Raw genomic sequence first — 22395 nt, forward strand, 5'->3', positions numbered from 1 at the left:
ACCCCATCGTGACGTCGCCGCTGCCGTTCCCGCCCACCCTCCGCGAGGTCATGCTCCGCGGTCGCTGGATCGGCCTGCTGCTGCTCTGCCTCATCGTCGCGGGCGTGTTCGCGTGGCTCGGGCAGTGGCAGCTGGGTCGTGCGATCGAGAGCGATCCGCCGGCACCGGGCGCCACCGAGGAGGTGCGTTCACTGACGGATGTCGTCGAACCGGGGGAGTACCTTCCCGAGCCCCTCGTGGGTCAGCGCGTCGAGACGTCGGGCGTGTGGGTGCCGGATGACTTCCTGGTCGTCTCGCAGCGTTTCAACGACGACGTCGAGGGGTACTGGGTCACCGGGCAGCTGCGCGTCGCGGAGCGCACGTCGATCGCCGTCGCCCTGGGCTGGGCACCGGACCGGGAGACGGCGAACGCGGCCATCGAGCAGCTGAACGCGGATGCCGGAGCCGACGAGGTCACCGTCACCGGCCGGATCATCTCCGACGAGGGCCCGGCCGTCCCCCCGCGGAGCGAGCCCGACCGGATGAGCCGGATGTCACCGGCGGCACTGCTGAGTCGCTGGCACGACACCGAGAGCCTCGACGTGTACCGGCCGTACCTGGCCTCTCAAGAGGCTCCGCAGGGACTGGTCGACATCTCTTCGCCGGCGCCGGAGGAGCGATCCCCGATCAACTGGCTGAACATCTTCTACGCCGCCGAATGGGCGATCTTCGCGGGCTTCGCGTTCTACCTCTGGTACCGCCTCGCCAAGGACGCCTGGGAGCGCGAGGTCGAGGAATTCGAGGACGCGCGGGGAGCGGCATCCGCCTGATCTCACGCGCACGCGCGCGCCGCCTGGTGCGCATGTGCGCGGCAGCGTACCGCCGATATGGACCTTCGTCGGGGGTCGCTGCGGCTATCGGGTGAGCGGTCGGTGACGAAACGGGAAACTCCATTGAGGATGTCCGGGGCGCTACGTATGCTCGCAACATGTGTGCGGGCTGGGCATCCGGGGCGCACCGATGCAGTTCATGAGAGATGTCGCACCACCGACCGAGGAGACAGCACCGATGATGTCCGCTTCCGAGTACGGGGACCGCATGGCTCCCGTCTCGCACCGCAGAAGCAGAGGGCGCATCGGCGCTCTCGCCGTGTCCTGTGTGGCAGCCCTGAGCCTCGGCTCGCTGACCGCGCTGCCCGCCGTCGCAGACACCACCGGAACGGGGGTGGTGATCAACGAGGCGTATCTCTCCGGAGGCAGCGCGGGCGCGGCCTTCAAGAACAAGTTCGTCGAGCTGTACAACCCGACCGACGCACCGATCACCCTCGACGGCATGTCGCTGCAGTACCGCTCGGCGACCGGCACCGGCAACGCCAACGGCGTGGCGCCGCTGACCGGCGAGATCCCCGCCGGCGGGTACTACCTCGTGCAGGGCAACAGCAACGGCGCGAACGGCGCCGAGCTTCCTTCTCCCGACGTGGTCAGCACCTTGACACCCAGCGGCACCAACGGCACGCTCGCGCTCGTCGAGGGAACGACCGCGATCACACTGACCCCCGGGTCCGTCGTCGGCGTCGACGGCGTGATCGACGTCCTCGGCTACGGCACCTCGAACACGTTCGAGACCGCTGCGGCCACGCCTCCGGCAGGCAACACGGATGTGAAGTCGTTGAACCGCACGAACGGCGCGGACACTGACAACAACAGTGCCGACTTCACGCTGTCGGCCACGATCACCCCGCAGGGGTCCGGCGGAACCGATCCGGACCCCGACCCCGACCCCGATCCCGATCCCGAACCCGCAGCGGTCGCGATCGCCGAGGTGCAGGGCACCGCCGACGTCTCGCCGCTGAGCGGTCAGGTCGTGCGGGTGGAGGGTGTCGTCACCGGCGATTACCGCATCGGCGGTTACAAGGGCATCACCATTCAGACGCAGGGTTCCGGCGGTGCGATCGACGCGACGCCCGGAGCATCCGACGGCGTCTTCGTCTATCTGAACGCACTGGCCCCGACGCTCGCCATCGGCGATCTCGTCTCGGTCACGGGATCGGTGAGCGAGTACTTCGGTCAGACGCAGATCAACCCCTCAGCTCTCACCGACATCGAGCTGCTCACCGCCGGCGCCGGTGTTCCCGCTGTCACCCCGCTCGCCGACACCGTCCGCGGAGCCGACCGTGAGCAGTACGAGAACATGTACGTCGCGCCGGAGGGCACGTATCGCGTCGCCTCCAGCCACCAGCTTTACAACTTCGGCACGCTCTGGCTGAACGCAGGTGCAGAGCTGAACGTCAAGAGCACCGAGACCACGCGTCCCGGCGCGGACGCATCGGCGATCGCTGCGGCGAACCGCGCCAACCGCATCCTGCTCGACGACGGCTGGTCCATCCAGGTCACCAACAACGGCCACCCCGGCCAGCAGCCGTACTTCACGGAAGACGCGGTCGTCCGAAACGGCGACACGGTCGATTTCGGCGACAACGGCTATGTGCTGCAGTGGGGCTTCGACGACTGGCGTCTGCAGCCGGTCGTGCCCATCGACGACGCGTCGGATGCCGGGCTCAAGGTCGGCTTCGAGGCGACGAACCCCCGCACCGAGTCGGCGCCCGAGGTCGGCGGCGATGTGCAGGTGGCATCGTTCAACGTGTACAACTACTTCACCACCCTGAAGTCCGAGGATTCCGACGCTCGGGGTGCGGCGAACGCCGCGCAGTTCGCCGTGCAGAAGTCGAAGATCGTCGCGGCCATCAACGGACTCGACGCTGAGATCGTCGCTCTCATGGAGATCGAGAACTCGGTGAAGCTCGGCAAGCCGGTCGACACCGCGCTCAAGGACCTGGTCGCGGGCCTCAACGCAGACGCGGGCAGCGAGGTCTGGGACTATGTGCCGACACCGGCTGCTCTCGCCGATGCGACCACGACCGACTTCATCACCAACGCGATCATCTACAAGAAGGATGCCGTCGACACCGTCGGTGACAGCGAGACCATCGTCGACGAGTCGGTCTGGGGCAACGCGCGCGAGCCGATCGCGCAGGCGTTCGACATCGACGGTCGCGTGGTCACCGTCGTCTCGAACCACTTCAAGTCGAAGTCGCCGCCCGAAGGCGCAGGTGCCGAGCCCGCCGACGGTCAGGGTTTCTTCAACGCCGACCGGGTGAAGCAGTCGCAGTCGCTGCTCGCCTTCACCGAGGAGATCGAGGAGAGCACCGGAAGCTCCGACATGCTGCTCATCGGCGACTTCAACGCCTACGGCAAGGAAGACCCGATCGACGTCTTCACCTCGCAGGGGTGGAGTGATCTGGTGGCAGACAAGACCGACGGTCAGTACACCTACACCTTCGACGGCGAGCTCGGTTCGCTCGATCATGTGATCGCCTCGCCGTCGCTGGTGTCGTCGATCACCGGAGCGGGCGTCTGGGGCATCAACTCGCCGGAGTGGAGCGACCGCGGCTACGCGTTCGGAGCCACCGAAGAGGGCACGCCGTTCCGTTCCAGCGATCACGACCCGATCCTCGTCGGTGTGTCGGCGGAGATCCCGCCGGTGAGCATCGACGTCGTCACGGTCAACGACTTCCACGGCCGCATCGAGGCCGACGGTGCTGCGGCAGGTGCCGCCGTGCTCGCCGGAGCCGTCGATCAGTTCCGGGCGGCGAACCCGAACACGATCTTCGCCGGTGTCGGCGACCTGATCGGAGCGTCGACGTTCACGTCGTTCATCAACGACGACAACCCCACGATGGACGCGCTCAACGCGGCCGGGATGGAGGTCAGCTCGGCCGGAAACCACGAGTACGACCAGGGATGGGCGGATTTCCGCGACCGTGTGCAGGAGCGCGCCGACTGGGAGTACATCGCCTCGAACGTCGTCGTCGCCGAGACCGGCGAGCCGGCACTCGCACCGACATGGGTCAAGGAGCTGCAGGGCGTCCGGGTGGGCTTCATCGGCGCCGTGACCGAGGACCTCGAGTCTCTGGTCGCACCTGACGGCATCTCCGAACTCGAGATCCGCGACATCGTGGAGTCGGTGAACGCCTCGGCAGACGCACTCCGCGATGGAGACGACTCGAACGGTGAAGCGGATGTCGTGGTTCTTCTGGTGCACGAGGGCTCGGAGAGCACCGATGTGAACGCCATCACGCCCGACTCGCCGCTCGGCGAGGTCGTGTTCGGCGTGGATGACGACGTCGATGCCATCGCGTCGGCGCACACGCACGTGGTGTACAACCACGTCATCGACGGGCGCCCGGTCTTCTCGGCCGGTCAGTACGGCGAGAACGTCGGTCTGCTCAACATCCAGGTCGACCCCGAGACGAAGGACCTGATCTCGATCACCAACGAGATCAAGCCCCTCACGTCGGCCGGCAAGCCGCTGTACCCGGCCGATCCCGAGGTCGCCGCCATCGTGGCGCAGGCCAAGGCGGATGCCGATGTGCTGGGCGCCGTGAAGGTCGGCGACATCACCGCCGACTTCAACCGGGCACGGCAGAGCGACGGCACGACGGAGAACCGGGGTGGTGAGTCCACCATCGGGAACTTCGTCGCCGACGTCCAGAAGTGGGCGACCGACGCCGACATCGCTCTGATGAACCCGGGTGGCCTGCGTGCGAACCTCACGTACGCCTCGTCGGGGCCATCCGACCCCGACGGCAACGTCACGTACCGTGAGGCGGCGACGGTCCAGCCGTTCGCGAACACGCTGGTGACGCTGACGCTCACCGGCGAGCAGCTGAAGAGCGTGCTCGAAGAGCAGTGGCAGCCCGCTGGCGCCGCGCGTCCGTTCCTGAAGCTCGGCGTCTCGGAGGGTCTGGTGTACACCTACGACCCGACCGCGGCTCAGGGCTCGCGGATCACGTCGATCACCCTCGACGGCACGCCGATCGACCCGAACGGCGACTATACGGTCGCGGCCAACTCGTTCCTCGCAGCGGGCGGCGACAACTTCGCCACCTTCAAGGAGGGCGAGGGCAAGCGCGACACCGGCAAGATCGACCTGCAGTCCATGGTCGACTGGTTCGATGCGAACAAGACGGCGACTCCCGACTACGCGCAGCGCGCCGTCGGGGTGACGGTCAGCCCTGCGGATTCGGACGGCTACAGTGCCGGCGATCAGGTGACCGTGTCGCTGTCGTCCCTCGCGTTCAGCGCGGGTGAGCCGGCGCCGGGAGAGGTCACCCTCTCGCTGGGTGACACTCAACTCGCCGCGGGGACGATCGATCCGACCGTCGTCGATACGACGGATGAAGCCGGCCGCGCGAGCCTGACCTTCACTGTTCCCTCCGGTGTCTTCGGCGAGCAGCGGCTCACCGTCGCGGTGCCGGGGACCGGGATGACCGTGCAGGTGCCGTTCACCATCGCCGAGGAGGCGGAATTCGCCGGAACGATCGACCTCGGCTCGTCGAAGGTCGCGGCGGGCAAGAAGCTGGCGATCACCGGTGAGGGGTATCAGCCCGGTGAGACGGTGATGGTCGAGCTGCGTCCGAAGAAGGGGCAGCCGATCGAGGTGGGAACGGCCCAGGTCACCGAGGATGGAACGTTCAGCACCTCGGTGACCGTGCCGAAGAACACGCAGCCGGGCAAGTACACGGTGGCGGTGTCGCAGGCCGACGGCGACGAGGCGACGGCCACGGTCACCGTCAACCGATCGGGCGGTGTCGGCAGCATCATCAAGGACATCGTCCACTGGATCTGGGACCTCATCACCGGTTGGTGGTGACCCCACTCGCTGGATGACACGACAGAGGCCGCCGGGAGCGATTCCGGCGGCCTCCGTCGTGTCTGGGGTTCCAAAACCCTGCAACTTTCGCGGCCGATAGCAACATCTGCGGCCAGAACGGCGGGTATGGTCCGCAGAACTTCGAACTGGCCGCAGAAGTGGGGGCGAAGATCTCCGGTCAGGGGAGCGGGCGGATGCCGGGCCAGTCGGAGTGCTGATTCCGCGTGGTGCGGCGGCGTCTAGACTGGAGCCATGCCCGAACCGAAAGTCGCCAGCTTTCCGGCGATCCGCGGTGCGTTGAAGTTCTACCAGGTCGCGTCGATCATCACCGGAGTGATGCTGCTCCTGCTGGTCGCCGAGATGGTGCTCAAGTACACGCCAATCCACCTCGAGCTCTTCGCGGGCGGCTCCGGCGGCCCCCTATGGTTCGCGCCCGTGGTCGAAGGACCCGAGGGGCTCGAATCCACCGGCGACGGGTTCAATCTGTCGCTGTTCATCCTGGTCGCGCACGGGTGGTTCTACGTCGTGTATCTTTTCGCATGCTTCCGCATGTGGAGCCTGATGCGCTGGCCGTTCCTGCGGCTCGTGCTCCTCGCGCTCGGCGGCGTCATCCCGCTGCTGTCGTTCTTCATGGAGACGATCGTCGCCCGCGACGTGAAGTCCTACCTCGCAGCCCGCGAGGCCACACCGGGCCCGACGGGATCCGCGGCCGCATCGTCCTCACTCACGGAAGGCATCCGTTGACCGAACAGCCCGAGACCCAGCAGCGCCCGGCGCTCGTCGTCGACTTCGGAGCACAGTACGCGCAGCTGATCGCGCGCCGCGTGCGCGAAGCCGGCGTCTACAGCGAGATCGTGCCGCACACCGCCACCGCCGAGGAGATCGCAGCCAGGAACCCGGTGGCGATCATCCTCTCCGGCGGCCCTTCCTCCGTCTACGAAGAGGGAGCCCCGCGGCTGGACCCCGGCGTGTTCGACCTCGGCGTCCCCACCCTCGGCATCTGCTACGGCTTCCAGTACATGGCGCAGACGCTCGGCGGCGAGGTCGCGCACACGGGTCTTCGCGAGTACGGGGCGACGGATGCCGTCATCTCCGGCGACGGAGGCACACTGCTCGGCGGCCAGCCCGCGGCGCAGAACGTGTGGATGAGTCATGGCGACCAGGTCGCCAAGGCACCCGAGGGCTTCGAGGTGCTCGCGACGACGGATGCGACGAAGGTCGCAGCGTTCGCGAACGAGGACCGCCGGTTCTACGGAGTGCAATGGCACCCCGAAGTCAAGCACTCCGACCACGGTCAGCGAGTGCTCGAGAACTTCCTGCACAAGGGCGCGGGGCTCGCCTCCGACTGGAACAGCGGTAACGTGATCGCCGAGCAGATCGAACGCATCCGCGAGCAGGTCGGCGACGCGAGGGTCATCTCGGCGCTCTCCGGCGGTGTCGACTCCGCTGTGTCGACCGCCCTCGTGCACCGGGCGATCGGAGATCAGCTCACCGCGGTCTTCGTCGACCATGGCCTGCTCCGCAAGGGCGAGCGCGAGCAGGTCGAGAAGGACTACGTCGAGTCCACCGGAGTGCGACTGATCACCGTCGACGCCGCCGAGACGTTCCTGGGACACCTCAAGGGCGTCACCGACCCTGAAGAGAAACGCAAGATCATCGGCCGCGAATTCATCCGCGCGTTCGAGAAGGTGCAGCTCGACCTGGTCGCCGAGGCGAAGGCCTCGGGCGGCGCGCCCGTCAAGTTCCTCGTGCAGGGCACCCTGTACCCCGACGTCGTCGAGTCCGGCGGCGGCGCGGGCACGGCGAACATCAAGTCGCACCACAACGTCGGCGGCCTGCCCGACGACCTCGACTTCGAGCTGATCGAACCGCTGCGCGCCCTGTTCAAGGACGAGGTGCGCGCGATCGGCCGCGAGCTCGGCATCCCGGAGGCGATCGTCGGGCGCCAGCCGTTTCCGGGGCCCGGTCTCGGCATCCGGATCATCGGTGAGGTCACCGCTGACCGTCTCGAGATTCTGCGTGAGGCCGACGCCATCGCCCGCGAAGAGCTGACGAAGGCCGGCCTCGACCAGGAGATCTGGCAGTGCCCGGTCGTGCTCCTCGCCGACGTGCGATCGGTGGGAGTCCAGGGCGACGGCCGCACCTACGGTCACCCGATCGTGTTGCGGCCGGTGTCGAGTGAAGACGCCATGACCGCCGACTGGACGCGTCTGCCCTACGACGTGCTGGGGAAGATCTCGAACCGCATCACGAATGGCGTCCGCGACGTCAACCGCGTCGTGCTCGATGTGACGTCGAAGCCGCCGGGGACCATCGAGTGGGAGTAGGGGACGAGCAGCCGCCTGCTCTGCCTGACGCCGAGTATCTGGTGCTGTCCAGCCGGCTGATTCCTGACCTGGACGGCGGCTACACGATCGCGACGCTCGCGCGCGCGCGGCAGCTGGCCGCAGCGGGGGTGGCTGACGGTGCCGGCCCGCAGCTGCTCACCTTCGACCCCGGGACGGCCGAGGCCCACGCAGAGCACCGTGCGACCTTCGTCGCGCGTGGGGCGGTCGTCGATGCCTCTCGCATGCGCAATCTCTTCGACGAAGCGGTCGCGGACGGCGGGGGGGCAGCGCGATGGCTGCTTGCCGCTGCGGATGCCGCCACCGTGCCACGCTCGGACACGCAGTACCGCACGCTTCACGACGATGAGGGCAGGCCGTTCGCCGGGCTTCCGGTGATCGGGGGGAACCCGGATTGGCACCTGAGCGACGCACCGGTCCTCGTGTACGGCGCTGACGGTGACGTCGTCGGCACCGTGCGCGGCTTCAAGGGCCTCTACCGTGCCTGGCTCGCGCATGTGGTCGACGCGTTCGACGAACGGCCGATCGTCGTCATCTGCGAGTCGCGGCAACTCGGTGAGCTCATCGCCGACTGGAGCGATCCTCGCGTCCGCACCCTCCACACCATCCATACGATGCATGTCGAGGCGCCGTACACGCCGGATGCCCCGATGAACGGGCTGTGGACGCGCTGGTTCGACCTGGCCCCCCGATTCGACGCCGTGATCTGGCCGACGGCGACGCAGCGCGACGACGTGGTCGCGCGGTTCGGCACTGAGGCGCACCACGTCGTCGTGCCGAATCCCGTCACGCCCGTCACGCCCCGCGACGACCTGCGGGAGCCGGGTCTCGTGGTGGTGCTGGGACGGATGGCTCCCGGTAAGCGCATTGATCAGGCGATCCGGGCTTTCCTTGCTGCGGACGTCCCCGGGGCGCGGATGGAGATCTGGGGCGGCGGGCCCGAGCGGGATCGCCTGGAGGCGCTCATCGGAGATCTCGACGCCACGGCGCGGGTGACGCTCGCGGGATACACCGACGACCCGGGGCGAGTCCTCGACAGAGCCTCCGTCGTCGTGACCTCGACGGCCTACGAGGGGCAGCCGCTCTCGGTCGTCGAGGCGCTGATGCACGGCGCGCCCGTCGTGTCGTACGACGTGCGCTACGGCATCCGCGACGTGCTGGGCGAGGGCGGTGGCATCCTCGTGCCCGATGGCGATATCGAGCAGTTGGCCCAAGCGCTGCGCCGAATCCTCTGCGATCCCGCTCTGCTCGACGCTCTGCGCGCGCAAGCGCCCGTGGTCGCGGCGTCCTGGAGCCCCGAGCGCTCGCTCGCCGCTCTCACCGCGGTCATCCACGAGGCGGTGCAGCGTCCTCCCAGACGGTGATGTCCCGGTCCGACCCGATTCCCAGTGATCGGCTCGAGTCTGTCGGTGAGAAATTATCGCCGTCGTGTCGATTCGGCCGCTTCCCGAGCGACGTCTGAAGTGAGAGGGTCGAATCACGGCCCACCGGACAAGGAGAACCACCATGAAGTTCATGCTGATCATGCGCGCGACCGACGAGGGCGTCGAGGCCTACAAGGAGATTCCGTTCGAGCAGGTCATCGAGGCCATGGGCGCCTACAACGAGTCGATGATGAAGGCGGGCGTGCTCCTCGCCGGACAAGGGCTGACGGATGCCGCGGAGGGTTTCGTCGTGGACTTCAGCGCCGAGAAGCCTCTCATCACGGACGGTCCCTACGGAGAGACGAAGGAGCTGTTCAACGGCTTCTGGATCATCGAAGTGTCGAGCCGCGAGGAAGCGGTCGAGTGGGCGAGCCGCGCGCCCCTCGGCAAGGGGGCGTTCCTCGAAGTGCGTCGCGTCACGGAAATCTCGGACTTCCCAGAGGACAACGAGTGGATCCAGAAGGAGGAGGGCTGGCGTGAAGAGCAGTCGCAGCGCGCCCAGCAGTGATGACCTCCTCTGACGAGACCGCGGCGGCGCACGGCGCCGACAGAGCATCGGCGGAGCGCGCCGTCGCGGCCGTCTGGCGCATCGAATCGGCCAAGATCGTGGCCACGCTGACCCGCATGGTCGGCGACTTCGGTTTGGCGGAGGACCTCGCGCAGGAGGCACTTGTCGATGCGCTGCGGCAATGGCCGAGTGAGGGCGTTCCGAGAAACGCCGCGGCATGGCTGACGGCGGTCGCCAAGCGCAAGGCGATCGACGGCTGGCGTCGCCGCGAACGACTCGATGACCGCATCGCCGTGCTCGCCCACGACCTCGAGCAGGAGCAGGCGGATGCCGTCGATGCCACGCCGTGGGATCCCGATGCCATCGACGACGATGTCCTGCGCCTGACCTTCATCTCATGCCATCCCGTGCTCTCGCGGGAAGCCCAGGTGGCGCTCACGCTCCGCGTCGTGGGCGGTCTTGCGAGTGAGGAGATCGCGCGGGCCTTCCTCGTGCCGACAGCGACTGTGCAGCAGCGGATCGTGCGCGCGAAGAAGACCCTGGCCGCGGCGAACGTGCCCTTCGAGGTGCCTCCGCGCGACGAGCAGCCCGCGCGTCTCGGCGCGATCCTCGGCGTGCTGTACCTCGTCTTCAACGAAGGGCACACGGCCAGCGCCGGGTCTGACTGGATGCGGCCGGAGTTGAGCGACGAGGCGATCCGCCTCACCCGCGGCCTTGCCGCGCTCATGCCGCGGGAGCGTGACGTTCACAGCCTGCTCGCGCTCATGGAGCTCACCGCAGCGCGCTTCCCCGCCCGCGTGGACGCGAAGGGCGATCCCGTGCTGCTTGCCGACCAGGATCGCCGGCGCTGGGATCAGGACCGTATCCGACGGGGAAGGGCCGCGCTCGCGCGAGCCGACGCGCTGGGCGGCGGTCGCGGAGCATACGGACTGCAGGCGGCGATCGCCGAGTGCCACGCGGTGGCACCATCCGTCGACGAAACCGACTGGGAGCGCATCGTTGTGCTCTACGAGGCGCTGGGAAGGATCGCACCCTCTCCGGTCGTCGAGCTCAACCGTGCTGCGGCGGTCGCGATGGCAACCGGACCGACGGCGGCACTGAAGATCATCGACACGCTCGCCGAATCGGGAGCCCTGCGCGGATACCATCTGCTCCCGGCGACGCGCGGAGAGCTGCTGTTGCGTCTGGGTCGCGCCGAGGAGGCACGCAGCGAGTTCGCCGTCGCCGCGAACCTGGCCGGTAACGACCGGGAGCGGGCGCTGCTCGCGGCCAAGGCCGCCGGCCGCTGAGTCATCCTGCGCGCGAAAGGCCCCGAAAAGAGATCCGCCCTCGTCGGAAGCGATACTTCCGACGAGGGCGGATCCCGTCACAGACGCGCGGTGCGCGAACTGAGGTCAGTCGCGAACGCGCGAACCGCGTCCGACGATCAGGCCGTAGATCAGCAGCACGATGATCGCACCACCGATGGCGAGCAGCCACGTGCTGATGTCGAAGAACGACTCGATGCCGACACCGAAGATCATGCTTCCGATCCAGCCGCCGAGGAGGGCGCCGACGACGCCGAGCAGCAGAGTCACAATCCATCCGCCGCCCTGCTTGCCGGGCAGGATGAGCTTAGCGATGGCACCGGCGATGAGGCCGAGAAGAAGAAATCCGAGGAATCCCATGGTCAGCTCCTTTATTCATTCACCCCGAATTCGGGGTACGTGAATCCACTATCCACGTTCAGCGAGTTCCCAGCTACCCCCTTGCGCAGAGACCCCCGTTTGTGCCAAGAGGCCCGCCTCCGAGTCGGAGACGGGCCTCTTCTGGTTCGATCGCGGTCAGTTGCTGCCGCGGGCGATGGCGATGATGCGGAGAATTTCGACGTAGAGCCACACGACGGTGACCATGATGCCGAAGCCGCCGAGCCAGCCGTACTTGCGCGGAGCGCCGTTGCGCACGCCCTGCTGGATCTGGTCGAAGTCCATCACCAGCGAGTAGGCGGCCATGAAGACCACGAGGACTCCGATGATGACGCCGAGCGGGATACCCATGATGGGCTGGCTGAGCAGACCGAACTGCTGGCCCTCGGGCAGCACGCCGGTGAACATCAGGACGATGTTGAGCAGCGAGAAGACCAGGTAGCCGAGCATGGCGATCATGACGATCTTCGTCATCTTCTTGGAGGCGCGGATCTTGCCGCTGGCGAAGAGGGCGAGGGTCACGCCGACGACGGCGACCGTCGCGAGAGTCGCCTGCATGACGATTCCGGGCCAGATCACCTCGAAGAACGCCGAGATACCGCCGACGAAGAGTCCTTCGAGAGCCGCGTACGCGAAGATCAGGGCCGGGCGCACCTTCTTGCGGGACGTGAAGGTGATGACCATCGCGAGGACGAAGCCGCCGAGCGCGCCGAGCATCCACGGCACCATGGAGACGCCCTGACGCGGGTCGAGTTCCATGCCGCCGAGTGTCCAGACCCAGCCGATCGCCGCCGTGACGAGCAGGATGCCGAAGAGGGCGGCGGTCTTCCACACCGTGTCCTCGACGGTCATGCGGTCGGTTTCGATCGCGCCGGCAGGCGGGGAGGCGTACATGCCCTCGAGGCGGGCGTTGGCCGCGGCATCCACCCCCGCGTGCTGGAAGGAAGCGGTCTGCGCGCCCTGTGCCGCTGCCTGCGGTCCGCCGGGGTAGGTCGCGACGTTGCGCGGATCCTGCTGCTGGAAAGCAGGATTGTTGAACGCGAAGTTGCTCATGGTGGGCCTCACTCCAAAGGGGTCGTAGGTCTCTTTCCTCCACGATACCGGCGCAGCGCCTCGACAGGGGTGTTCTACGCTGTGAGCGTGCCCAGGAAATCGCCGCTCGTCATCGGGCATCGTGGCGCGCCCGGTTACCGTCCCGAGCACAGCCGGTCCTCATACGAGCTCGCTCTCGCGATGGGCGTCGATGCGGTCGAGCCTGACGTCGTCGCCACCAGCGACGGGGTGCTCGTGGTCCGGCACGAGAACGAGATCTCCGGCACGACGGATGTCGCCGACCACCCGGAGTTCGCAGACCGCAAGACGACGAAGCGCGTGGACGGACAGCCCCTCACCGGCTGGTTCACCGAGGACTTCACGTGGGCCGAACTGTCAACCCTGCGCAGCAGGGAGCGACTGCCGGAGGTACGGCTCTCGAGCGCGAGCTTCGACGGTTCCCAAGCGATCCTGCGACTGCGCGATGTGCTCGACATCGTGCGACAGGGCGCCGTCGAGCACGGCCGGGAGATCGGCGTTGTGCTCGAGATCAAGCACGCCACCTACTTCGCAGGCATCGGACTGGATCTGGCCCCCATGATCGATCGTGAGCTCCGCGCGGCCGGGTGGGCGGACGGCGAGCTGCCACTCATCGTCGAGAGCTTCGAGTCGACGATCCTGACCGACCTGCGCGACCGGGGCATCGTCGCCTCGTATGTCTACCTCATCGAGGCCTCGGGGCGCCCGTACGATCTGCTCGTGGCCGAGGGGAAGCAGGCGCTGACCTACAAAGCGACCGTCACGCCGAAAGGCCTCGATGCGCTGGCGGGGAAGGTCGATGGGATCAGCGTCAACAAGCGCATGCTGCTCGCTCGGGGCAACACGATCGTCGCCGACGCGCATGCACGTGGGCTGAAGGTCTTCACCTGGACGTGCCGTCCGGAGAACGCCTTCCTCGCGCCGGAGTTCCGCGGCAGCGGGGGTCGCGAGGCGTTCGGGGACTACGAGTCGGAATGGGGCGTCATCGCGCGCGCCGGCGTCGACGGGGTGTTCGTGGACCACCCCGATCTCGGCGTGGGGTTCTTCCGGTCCTGAGCGCGGCGCCGGCTCGCTCGGGGTCATGCCCTCGTGAGTTGCGCCCACATTTGGATTTGGCGGCCAATCCCACCTTCTGCGGCCGCATTCCGCCGATCAGGCCGCAGTAGTTGCAATCGGCCGCAGAAGTGAGGCCACAGGCATCCGTCACAGCGTGCGATCGAACGCGCTCTTCCTGGTCGACACGATCTCTTTGCCGAGCGGCATCAGCGACACCGGCACCATCTTGAAGTCGGCGATGCCCATCGGGATGCCGATGATGGTGATGCACAGCGCGATGCCCGAGACGATGTGCCCGATCGCGAGCCACCAGCCGGCGAGGACGACCCACAGCACATTGCCGAGGAACGATCCGACACCGGCGGTCGGCTTGCTGACGACCTCGCGCCCGAACGGCCAGATGGCGTAGCGCGCGATGCGGAACGACGCGATGGCCCAGGGGATGGTGACGATGGGGATGCACAGCAGGATCCCGGCGACGATGTAGCCGAGGAACAGGACCCATCCGGCGAGGATGATCCAGATGATGTTGAGGATCGTGCGCATGCTCTGATTGTCGCACCCGAGCGTCCCGGGTCCTGAGGGTCTGCCGCGAGTTCCCGGTCATCGACGGGGTCCCGATGACAGACTGGCCGGATGAGTGGAATCGTCGCCGAGGGAGTCAGTCGATCTTTCGGCGCGGTGCACGCCGTGCGCAGCGCGAGTTTCCAGGCGGCTCCCGGCCGCGTCACCGGGCTCGTCGGCCCGAACGGCGCGGGCAAGACCACCCTGCTGCTGATGCTCGCGTCGCTCCTCGCCCCCGATACCGGGACGATCCGCATAGACGGGATCGACCCCGGGGCGGACCCGGCAGCCGCCCGTCGCGTGCTCGGGTGGATGCCGGACGCGCTCGGCGCCTGGGCGTCGCTCACCGCCAGGGAGACGATCATCACCACCGCGCGGCTCTACGACATCCCGGCGGCGGATGCCGCGGGACGCGCGAAGGAGATGCTGACGCTGGTCGGGCTCGCAGACCTCGCCGACGCTCCGGCGAAGGTGCTCTCGCGCGGGCAGAAGCAGAAGCTCGGGCTCGCCCGCGCCCTGGTCCACGACCCGCGCATCCTGCTGCTCGACGAGCCGGCTTCGGGTCTCGATCCCGAGGCGCGCGTACACCTTCGCCATCTGCTGCGCCGGCTGGCGTCGGAGGGGCGGACGGTGCTGATCTCGAGTCACATCCTGTCCGAGCTCGAAGAAGTGGTCGACGACGCCGTGTTCCTCGTGGCGGGCGCCGTGGTCGACGTCGCAGCTGTTCAGGACGGATCGCGGGCATGGCGCCTTCGGCTCGCCGGCGCGACGCCGGAACGCCTGACGGCCGACGCGTGGCGTGTGGCGTCGGCGCTCGGTGTCGCGCCCGAGAGTCTCGGCGCCGACCGCGGTGCGATTCTCGTCGGCTTCGATTCCGAGGATGCGGCAGCGCAGGGCCTTCGGCGTCTGGTCGAGGCGGATATCGCGGTCGCCGAGTTCGCCCCGGCGCAGTCGGCCCTCGAGCACGCGTTCCTCAACCTTCCCGCGATCGCACCGCCGAACGCCGTGGCATCCGACGACGAGGAGGCAGGAGCATGAGCATCTCGCACATCGGCACCGTCGCCCGGCTCGAACTGACGCAGCGCCTGCGGAGCGTCGGCTGGTACGTGCTGCTCGGGATCTTCGTCGTCCTGCTTCTCGGCGTCACCCTGTTGTCGTTCGCGGTCTTCTCCGGGCAGCACGACCCTGGGGCCGGCGTCTATTCGGTCGTGGTGAACCTGGTGCTCCTGCTGGTCGTGCTCGTTTCGCCCACGCTGAGCGGCAACGCCATCAACGGCGATCGAGAGGCGGCCACCCTCGCTCCCGTACAGATGACGATGGCGTCGACGGGTGACATCATGCTCGGCAAGCTCATCGCCGCCGTCGCGACGGGCGGTGCCTTCCTCGCGGTCGCGCTGCCGTTCCTCGCGATCGCACTGCTGGGCGGCGGGGTGCCGCCTGCGACATTCGCCGTGTCGGTTCTGGTCCTGGCGGCGGAGATCGTGGTCGTCGCCGCGATCGGCGTGGGCTTCAGTGGTCTGGTCGCCCGGCCGCTCTTCTCCATCGCAGCGACCTATCTGACCGTCGCCGCCCTCGTGATCGGCACTCTCATCGCGTTCGGCCTCGGCGGTGCCGCGGTACGCACGGAGACCGTCAGCTTCCAGCGGCCGTGGGATCAGCAGACCGGCGAGCCGATCTGTGACGAGTGGGAGGCATTCCCGCACGAGGTGCCGCGCTACGACCTGGTCTGGGGCGTCCTCGCCGCCAACCCCTTCATCGTCCTCGCCGATGCGACGCCGGTGGAGTTCGACCGCAACGGCTATCCGGTCGATCTGTTCGGTCAGCTCAAGGTGGGTGTGCGCTCCGCGCAGCATGCCCCGATCGAACAGCGCTGGGATGCCTGCTCTCCGAGCGGGCAGCAGGGCCCCACCCCGCAGGAGACGGTCGCGAACAGTGTTCCGAGCTGGTTCGTCGGACTCGGCATCCAGGTGCTGCTCGCCGGCGGACTCTTCGCCGGCGCCTGGGCCCGCACACGGACCCCTGCGCGCCGCCTGCCGCCGGGTACGCGCATCGCCTAGCGGCGTCGGTGACGGCGGCGAGTGTCGGTCACCGCGCCTAGACTCGATAGGTCATGACCGAAGCCCCACTCATTGTTCCCGGATCCGTCGGTCCGCGCTCGTCGTCAGCGCCCTCTGGCGGCCCCGACGAGCTTCTCGCCGGCCTCAATCCTCAGCAGCTCGAGGCCGTCACCTACCGAGGGCAGGCGCTGCTGATCGTCGCCGGTGCGGGCTCCGGCAAGACGAGCGTGCTGACCCGCCGGATCGCGTCGCTGCTGCGCAACCGCGAGGCGTGGCCCAGCCAGATCCTCGCGATCACGTTCACGAACAAGGCCGCGGGCGAGATGCGCGAGCGCGTGGAGGCGATCGTCGGTGAGGCCGCTCGCGGTATGTGGATCTCGACCTTCCACTCCGCGTGCGTGCGAATCCTGCGTCGTGAAGCGCAGCAGTTCGGCTTCACGAAGTCCTTCACCATCTACGACTCCGGTGATTCCCGCGCGCTCATCAAGCGACTGGTCAAGGAGCACGAGGCCGACGCGTACGGGCTCACCCCAGCTGCGGTGCAGTCACGCATCTCCAAACTGAAGAACGAATTGTCGGATGCCGAGGGATACGCCCGGCAGGCGAATATGTCCGACCCCGCTGAGCGCATCTTCGTCGACCTGTTCACGGCCTATCAGCGTCAGCTGCAGAAGGCGAACGCGTTCGACTTCGACGACCTCATCGGTCAGACGGTGTACCTGTTCCGGGCCTTCCCGCAGGTCGCCGACACCTACCGGCGCCGCTTCCGGCACGTGCTCGTCGACGAGTACCAGGACACCAACCACGCGCAGTACGCCCTCATCCACGAGCTGACCCGCCCGGTCGCCGGCGACTCTCCCGACCCGTATGCCTCAAACGGCATGATGATCTTCGAGCCCGAGACCACCCCGGAGCTCGAGGGTGCGTCTCTCACGGTCGTAGGCGACTCCGATCAGTCGATCTACGCTTTCCGGGGGGCGGACATCCGCAACATCAGCGAATTCGAGCGCGACTTCCCGGGTGCGAAGGTCGTGCTGCTCGAGCAGAACTATCGCTCGACGCAGAACATCCTGTCCGCGGCGAACGCGGTCATCGGCAACAACTTCGATCGCAAGGACAAGAAGCTCTGGAGCGACCGCGGCGACGGCGACAAGATCATCGGCTTCACGGGGTACTCGCAGCACGACGAGGCGCAGTTCGTCGCCGACGAGGTCGAGGCCCTTCACCGTGCGGGCATGCCGTACTCCGAGATGGCGGTGTTCTACCGGACGAACTCGCAGTCCCGTGCGCTGGAGGAGATCTTCATCCGCTCGGCGGTGCCGTACAAGATCATGGGCGGCACGAAGTTCTACGAGCGCGCCGAGATCAAGGACGCCCTCGCCTACCTCGTCGCGGTGGCGAATCCCGCCGACGAGATGTCGGTCCGTCGCATCCTCAACAAACCGCGCCGCGGCATCGGCGATGTCACCGAGACTGCCATCGCGCGCTTCGCCGACGAGCACGGGATCAGCTTCCGCGATGCGCTGTCGATGCCCGCCCAGCTCGGGGTCGGCCCGAAGATCCAGGCGGCGATCGCACAGCTCGATGCCGTGCTCGCCGAGGCGACGGCGATCATGCTCCCGGCATCGGGGGAGGTGCCGCCGCCGACCTCGGTCGCCGAGGGTCTGAGCCTGCTGCTGTCCAAGAGCGGGTACCTCGATGCGCTGCGCGCCAGCCGCGACCCGCAGGACGAGGCCCGTGTCGAGAACCTCGACGAGTTCGTGGCGGTCACCAGGGACTTCGCCCGCAACAATCCTGAAGGGACCATCGTCGACTTCCTCACCGAGGTCGCACTGGTCAGCGACGCCGACGATCTCGACGACGAGTCCGGCTCCGTGTCGATGATGACGATGCACACCGCGAAGGGGCTCGAGTACGACGCCGTGTTCGTCACCGGCGTCGAGGAAGACCTCATTCCGCACCGCATCTCGGCGGGCGAGCCGGGAGGGCCGCAGGAGGAGAGGCGGCTCTTCTACGTCGGGATCACCCGTGCACGCAAGCGACTGCACCTCTCGCTCGCGATGACCAGGGCGCAGTTCGGAGAGGTCTCGGTCGCGATGCCGAGCCGCTTCCTGCAGGAGATCCCGGCGAGTCTCATCGACTGGCGCCAGTCCCCGGGGGATGTGAATTCACGCGGCGGCATGCAGTCGCGGGCGCTAAACGCCAGGCGCTCCGGCGGCGGTTTCGGTGCAGAAGGCGACCGTTTCGGCGTGAAGCCGCTCCCCGGGAGGGAGTCGCTCAAGCCGCTGTCGACGGCCATGGACAAGTTTCCGAACCGGGTGACGGCGAAGATGCGCGACAACGGCGACCTCGAGCTCGCAGCGGGTGACCGCATCCGCCACAGCGACTTCGGCGAGGGGCGGGTCGACGCGGTGACCGGTGAAGGCGCCAAGCGCATCGCGCATGTGCGCTTCGACGCGGCCGGGCAGAAGAAGCTGCTGATCAAGGTCGCCCCGATCGAGAAGATCTGACAGGACTCGCCCCGTCGACCCCGTCAGGTCGCGCTGACCGCCGCGAACGCGAGCGGCGGGCCCGGGTTAGGCTGGCAGATATGGGCCTGTTCTCCCGCCGCAAGAAGACCGATGACGTTCCGGATGCCGCCGCCGCGACCGCGCCCGACGGCGACGCGGTGGCGCAGCACGGTGCGGTGAGCGACGGCGGTCCGCAGTCGTCCGCAGACGTTCACGTACCGGAGGAAGCGGCCGACGTGGTGCCGTCGATCGGCATCTCGGTGCAGGCGTTCCGTGGGGTCGGCGCGCAAGCGGGGCCGGAAGTGGCGCTGCCCGACCCGGACGGAACGGCTCCGGCATCCTCGGCGCCGACACGCCCTGCGCCTGCTGCACCGCGCCCGCAGGCCGCGGCAGAGCCGGCGGAGCGCACCCTGCCGCTTGCGCCGGCGTCGCCGCCGGAGCAGACCGAGACGGTCGCCGGCATGAAGGACAACGTCCTGCTGCGCGAGGCTCTGAAGCAGGTAGAGCAGGGCGCGAGCAACGAACAGCTTCTCGGCGTCATGCGTCAGGCGTTGCAGGGTCACCTCTACATCCGGGTGAACGGCGATGCCCGCGAGCAGATCAGCGCGGGCAAGCCGCTGTCGGTCGCAGTGGTCCGCGACGGCGACCGTTCGTTCATGCTCGCCTTCAGCTCGGCCGCCGCCGTGCGCGCCTCGGTGCAGCAGGAGTCCGACCCGTCGGCCACCTCGGCCGTCGCGCAGCCGGTCACTTCGGTGCTGCAGCAGGTGGTCGCCGGAGAATTCACCGGTCTCATCGTCGACAACGCCTCCGCCCCGCATCGGGTGGTGTTCCCGACGGAACTGCTGCAGAAGACGCTCGAGCAGGCCGATCCCGACATGACCGTCAAAGCGCTCGTGGCGGCGCCGCGCGCGGCGGACACCGCCGTGAAGGTGGGCGAGGCGCTGGCGACGAAACGGATGTGGGTCGCCGTGAACGAGGGAGCCGGGGGAGGCCAGGTCGGTATCGCCGAAGCGCAGACCGCTGACGGCCGCCGATTCCTGCAGCTCTTCTCGCATCCGCTCGAGGTGATCGCTCTCGGCCGGGGTGACCGGCCGCTGCCCTTCGAGCCCGAGCAGCTGGCGAAGGTGCTGTCCAGTCACTCGGAGATGGCCGGTGTCATCGTCGACCCCGCCGGGCCGACGCTGATCGTCGAGCGCGATGCGCTTGCGCCGGTGCTCGTGCTGGCCGTCGACCTGGGCGACTGACCACGGGGGTTCCGCGCGACGCGGGTGCCCCATAGGGTCAGAGCATGGCCTCCGAACGAGTGACCCTGACCGTCGCCGACCCTGACGGAGAACGCGAGGTCGCGCTCTCCAGTCCGAATCGTGCCGTATGGCCCGACCCGCCGTCGGGGAGCGGACCCATCACCAAGGCGGAGCTCGCGGAGTACGCCCAACTGGTGGCTGAGCCTTTCCTCGCCGCCAACGGGCACCGTCCGGTGTCGCTGGAGCGTTTCCGAGACGGAATCGGCAGCGAGGGCTTCTTCTCGAAGAACCCGCCCAAGGGAACCCCCGATTTCGTCGAGGCCGTCACCGTGACGTACAACAGCGGGCGGCGGCATCCGCAGATCGTGCTGACGCGGCCGTCGGCGATCGTCTGGGCGGTGCAGATGAACACGGTGGTCTTCCATCCGTGGGCGTCACTCGCCGCAGAGTCCGACAACCCCGTCGAGCTGCGTATCGATCTCGATCCACAGCCGGGCACGGACTTCTCCGCCGCGATCCCGGCAGCGCACGCGCTTCGTGAGGTGCTCCGGGAAGCGGGGCTCGAAGCTTTCATCAAGACCAGCGGCAACCGTGGCCTTCACGTCTTCGCTCCGATCGAACCCGCCCACGAGTTCCTGGTCGTCCGCCATGCGGTCATCGCGGCGGGTCGTGAGCTCGAGCGCCGCATGCCGGACAAGGTGACGATGAACTGGTGGAAGGAAGAGCGCGGCGAGCGCATCTTCATCGACTTCAACCAGGCGAACCGGGATCGCACGATGGCGGGTGCGTACAGTCCGCGCGCATTGCCCGGCGCGACGGTGTCTACGCCGGTGGAGTGGGACGAACTCGACGGGCTCGATCCGTCGCGCTTCACGGTCCGAAGCATCCCGCAGCGCCTGGCTGATGTCGGAGACCCGTGGGCGCGGATGCAGGAGAATCCCGGCCGAATCGACGTGCTGCTGGAATGGTGGGAGCGCGATCTGTCGGATGGCCTTGGAGAGCTGTCGTTCCCGCCCGAGTTCCCGAAGATGCCCGGCGAGCCGCCGCGCGTGCAGCCGAGCAAGAAGGTCGCCGCCAACTGGGACGAGGACGGCAATCCGGTCGACGACTGAGCCAGGTCGCCCGCCCGCTCACGACACGCGAGCGGGCGACGTCGTCGGTCAGGCGGGGCGTGGGCCCTCGTCGGCACCGATCGTCAGCGCCAGCTTGCCCACGTAGTGATCGCGCAGCGCGAGATGCGCGCTTCGGACCTCGTCGAGCGTGAAGCTCTGCGCGATGTGCACCTGGAAGTCACTGCTGTCGATGATCGCGTTCAGCCGCTCCAGTCCGGCTCGACTTCGATCACCGTCGTACGTCGTCAGTGTGGCTTGCGGCGTCCGCTGCGGCGGCGGCGTGACCCCGTTCGGCCAGGCGATCCGCCCCGTCGACTTGACCGCGAGCAGTGCCCGCTCCGCGGCTTCACCGCCGGCCGTCACGATCGCTCCGTCGAGGCCGCCCGGAGCGAACTCCTGCGCCGCGGCGAAAACGTCCTCCGCGCGGCCGTCGACGGCCGCGTCCGCCCCCAGGCTCTTCACCAGCTCGACCCCGTCCGCGCCTGAGGCCACCGCCAGCACCCGTAGTCCGTGGTGCCGCGCCAGCTGCACCGCCATATGTCCGACGCCGCCGCTCGCGCCGAACACCATGACGGAGTCGCCACGATCCAGCTCCAACAGATCGACGCCGCTCATGGCGGTGACCGCGTCCCACGCCATCGCGCCGGCCTGCTCGAACGGCACTCGTGCCGGCAGGGGTGCAACGTGCTCGGCAGCGACGACCACGTACTCCGCGTAGGCGCCGCCGCGCGGCACCGGCATCGTCGCGGCATAGACCCGGTCGCCGACGGCGAACTCCGTCACATCGCCGCCGACGGCCGCCACGGTCCCGGCGGCATCCCAGCCGAGGATGTACGGGAAGGAGGACGGCACACCGAAGACCCCGTCATAGTGGCCCTGGCGTTCGACAGCATCCCACGACCCGACTCCGGCGACGGCCACCTTGATCAGCACGTCCTGATCGCGCACCGCCGGACGGGGCACTCGACGGGTCGTGAGCTCTTCGGCTCCGCCGAAGCGGTCGAGCACGACCGCCCTCATCGTCGGGTGCGTCTGTGCAGCATCAGCGAGGGTCTCTTCGGTCGCGCGCATTGTTCCTCCAAAATTGGTTGAGTGGATCAAGCAATAGTGAAGCACAACTGGTTGAGC

At 68.0% G+C, this 22395-nt stretch carries 17 protein-coding genes; 13 read left to right on the forward strand and 4 right to left on the reverse strand.

The features are described 5' to 3' along the window. Positions 1-50 precede the first annotated feature (50 nt). From RIN18_RS11795 to RIN18_RS11825, 7 genes are all read left to right on the forward strand, one after another. Entirely contained in the window at positions 51-809 is a 759-nt protein-coding gene (locus tag RIN18_RS11795) for an SURF1 family cytochrome oxidase biogenesis protein (RefSeq protein ID WP_309104191.1), read from the forward strand. A gap of 268 nt (positions 810-1077) precedes the next feature. Next, positions 1078-5691 (forward strand): ExeM/NucH family extracellular endonuclease, encoded by a 4614-nt coding sequence (locus RIN18_RS11800; RefSeq protein WP_309104166.1) that lies wholly within the window; start codon positions 1078-1080, stop codon positions 5689-5691. A 252-nt stretch (positions 5692-5943) separates the two neighbouring features. Next, positions 5944-6435 carry a DUF3817 domain-containing protein gene (locus RIN18_RS11805; protein ID WP_309104167.1) on the forward strand — a complete coding sequence of 164 codons (492 nt, stop codon included), beginning with the start codon at positions 5944-5946 and terminating at the stop codon, positions 6433-6435. Continuing rightward, positions 6432-8018 carry a glutamine-hydrolyzing GMP synthase gene (gene guaA / locus RIN18_RS11810; protein ID WP_309104168.1) on the forward strand — a complete coding sequence of 529 codons (1587 nt, stop codon included), beginning with the start codon at positions 6432-6434 and terminating at the stop codon, positions 8016-8018. The genes RIN18_RS11805 and guaA overlap by 4 nt, the downstream gene beginning before the upstream one ends. After that, entirely contained in the window at positions 8009-9400 is a 1392-nt protein-coding gene (locus tag RIN18_RS11815; RefSeq protein ID WP_309104169.1) for a glycosyltransferase, read from the forward strand. Before guaA ends, RIN18_RS11815 begins: the two co-directional genes overlap by 10 nt. Before the next feature lie 142 nt (positions 9401-9542). Beyond that, a complete protein-coding gene (locus RIN18_RS11820) occupies positions 9543-9968 on the forward strand; it encodes a YciI family protein (RefSeq protein WP_309104170.1) in 426 nt (141 codons plus the stop codon). Next, a complete protein-coding gene (locus RIN18_RS11825; protein ID WP_309104171.1) occupies positions 9968-11257 on the forward strand; it encodes an RNA polymerase sigma factor in 1290 nt (429 codons plus the stop codon). The genes RIN18_RS11820 and RIN18_RS11825 overlap by 1 nt, the downstream gene beginning before the upstream one ends. Before the next feature lie 105 nt (positions 11258-11362). Here RIN18_RS11825 and RIN18_RS11830 read toward each other — a convergent pair whose 3' ends face one another. Continuing rightward, a complete protein-coding gene (locus tag RIN18_RS11830; RefSeq protein ID WP_309104172.1) occupies positions 11363-11635 on the reverse strand; it encodes a GlsB/YeaQ/YmgE family stress response membrane protein in 273 nt (90 codons plus the stop codon). 156 nt (positions 11636-11791) lie between these two features. Next, positions 11792-12706 carry a Bax inhibitor-1/YccA family protein gene (locus RIN18_RS11835; RefSeq protein ID WP_309104173.1) on the reverse strand — a complete coding sequence of 305 codons (915 nt, stop codon included), beginning with the start codon at positions 12704-12706 and terminating at the stop codon, positions 11792-11794. Positions 12707-12793: 87 nt separating this feature from the next. Here RIN18_RS11835 and RIN18_RS11840 point away from each other — a divergent pair, with 87 nt between their 5' ends. Then, positions 12794-13780 (forward strand): glycerophosphodiester phosphodiesterase family protein, encoded by a 987-nt coding sequence (locus RIN18_RS11840; protein ID WP_309104174.1) that lies wholly within the window; start codon positions 12794-12796, stop codon positions 13778-13780. Between the two features lie 147 nt (positions 13781-13927). Here the strand turns inward: RIN18_RS11840 and RIN18_RS11845 are convergent, their stop codons facing one another. Further along, entirely contained in the window at positions 13928-14326 is a 399-nt protein-coding gene (locus RIN18_RS11845) for a YccF domain-containing protein (RefSeq protein WP_309104175.1), read from the reverse strand. A 90-nt stretch (positions 14327-14416) separates the two neighbouring features. Here RIN18_RS11845 and RIN18_RS11850 point away from each other — a divergent pair, with 90 nt between their 5' ends. From RIN18_RS11850 to ligD, 5 genes are all read left to right on the forward strand, one after another. Continuing rightward, positions 14417-15382 carry an ABC transporter ATP-binding protein gene (locus RIN18_RS11850; protein ID WP_309104176.1) on the forward strand — a complete coding sequence of 322 codons (966 nt, stop codon included), beginning with the start codon at positions 14417-14419 and terminating at the stop codon, positions 15380-15382. Next, entirely contained in the window at positions 15379-16401 is a 1023-nt protein-coding gene (locus tag RIN18_RS11855; protein ID WP_309104177.1) for an ABC transporter permease, read from the forward strand. Before RIN18_RS11850 ends, RIN18_RS11855 begins: the two co-directional genes overlap by 4 nt. A gap of 53 nt (positions 16402-16454) precedes the next feature. Then, positions 16455-18911, forward strand: coding sequence for a UvrD-helicase domain-containing protein (locus tag RIN18_RS11860; protein ID WP_309104178.1), 2457 nt, complete (start codon positions 16455-16457; stop codon positions 18909-18911). An 80-nt stretch (positions 18912-18991) separates the two neighbouring features. Continuing rightward, positions 18992-20155 (forward strand): SseB family protein, encoded by a 1164-nt coding sequence (locus RIN18_RS11865; protein WP_309104179.1) that lies wholly within the window; start codon positions 18992-18994, stop codon positions 20153-20155. Between the two features lie 44 nt (positions 20156-20199). Continuing rightward, positions 20200-21267: a non-homologous end-joining DNA ligase gene (gene ligD, locus RIN18_RS11870; RefSeq protein WP_309104180.1), complete on the forward strand. Its 1068-nt coding sequence runs from the start codon at positions 20200-20202 to the stop codon at positions 21265-21267. 48 nt (positions 21268-21315) lie between these two features. Here the strand turns inward: ligD and RIN18_RS11875 are convergent, their stop codons facing one another. Next, the gene (locus RIN18_RS11875; RefSeq protein ID WP_309104181.1) at positions 21316-22338 is read right to left on the reverse strand and encodes an NADP-dependent oxidoreductase; all 1023 of its coding nucleotides are present in this window, start codon (positions 22336-22338) and stop codon (positions 21316-21318) included. Positions 22339-22395: the final 57 nt, after the last annotated feature.

This window comes from Microbacterium sp., from assembly GCF_031179285.1.
Lineage (GTDB): Bacteria > Actinomycetota > Actinomycetes > Actinomycetales > Microbacteriaceae > Microbacterium.

Bases quoted from the DNA above. Each gene is read 5' to 3' on its own strand.
- RIN18_RS11865 (WP_309104179.1), top strand. From the start codon at position 18,992: ATGGGCCTGTTCTCCCGCCGCAAGAAGACCGATGACGTTCCGGATGCC.
- RIN18_RS11860 (WP_309104178.1), top strand. From the start codon at position 16,455: ATGACCGAAGCCCCACTCATTGTTCCCGGATCCGTCGGTCCGCGCTCG.
- RIN18_RS11830 (WP_309104172.1), bottom strand. From the start codon at position 11,635: ATGGGATTCCTCGGATTTCTTCTTCTCGGCCTCATCGCCGGTGCCATC.
- RIN18_RS11855 (WP_309104177.1), top strand. From the start codon at position 15,379: ATGAGCATCTCGCACATCGGCACCGTCGCCCGGCTCGAACTGACGCAG.
- RIN18_RS11820 (WP_309104170.1), top strand. From the start codon at position 9,543: ATGAAGTTCATGCTGATCATGCGCGCGACCGACGAGGGCGTCGAGGCC.
- RIN18_RS11805 (WP_309104167.1), top strand. From the start codon at position 5,944: ATGCCCGAACCGAAAGTCGCCAGCTTTCCGGCGATCCGCGGTGCGTTG.
- RIN18_RS11850 (WP_309104176.1), top strand. From the start codon at position 14,417: ATGAGTGGAATCGTCGCCGAGGGAGTCAGTCGATCTTTCGGCGCGGTG.
- RIN18_RS11845 (WP_309104175.1), bottom strand. From the start codon at position 14,326: ATGCGCACGATCCTCAACATCATCTGGATCATCCTCGCCGGATGGGTC.
- RIN18_RS11835 (WP_309104173.1), bottom strand. From the start codon at position 12,706: ATGAGCAACTTCGCGTTCAACAATCCTGCTTTCCAGCAGCAGGATCCG.
- ligD (WP_309104180.1), top strand. From the start codon at position 20,200: ATGGCCTCCGAACGAGTGACCCTGACCGTCGCCGACCCTGACGGAGAA.
- RIN18_RS11825 (WP_309104171.1), top strand. From the start codon at position 9,968: ATGACCTCCTCTGACGAGACCGCGGCGGCGCACGGCGCCGACAGAGCA.
- RIN18_RS11795 (WP_309104191.1), top strand. From the start codon at position 51: ATGCTCCGCGGTCGCTGGATCGGCCTGCTGCTGCTCTGCCTCATCGTC.
- RIN18_RS11875 (WP_309104181.1), bottom strand. From the start codon at position 22,338: ATGCGCGCGACCGAAGAGACCCTCGCTGATGCTGCACAGACGCACCCG.
- RIN18_RS11800 (WP_309104166.1), top strand. From the start codon at position 1,078: ATGGCTCCCGTCTCGCACCGCAGAAGCAGAGGGCGCATCGGCGCTCTC.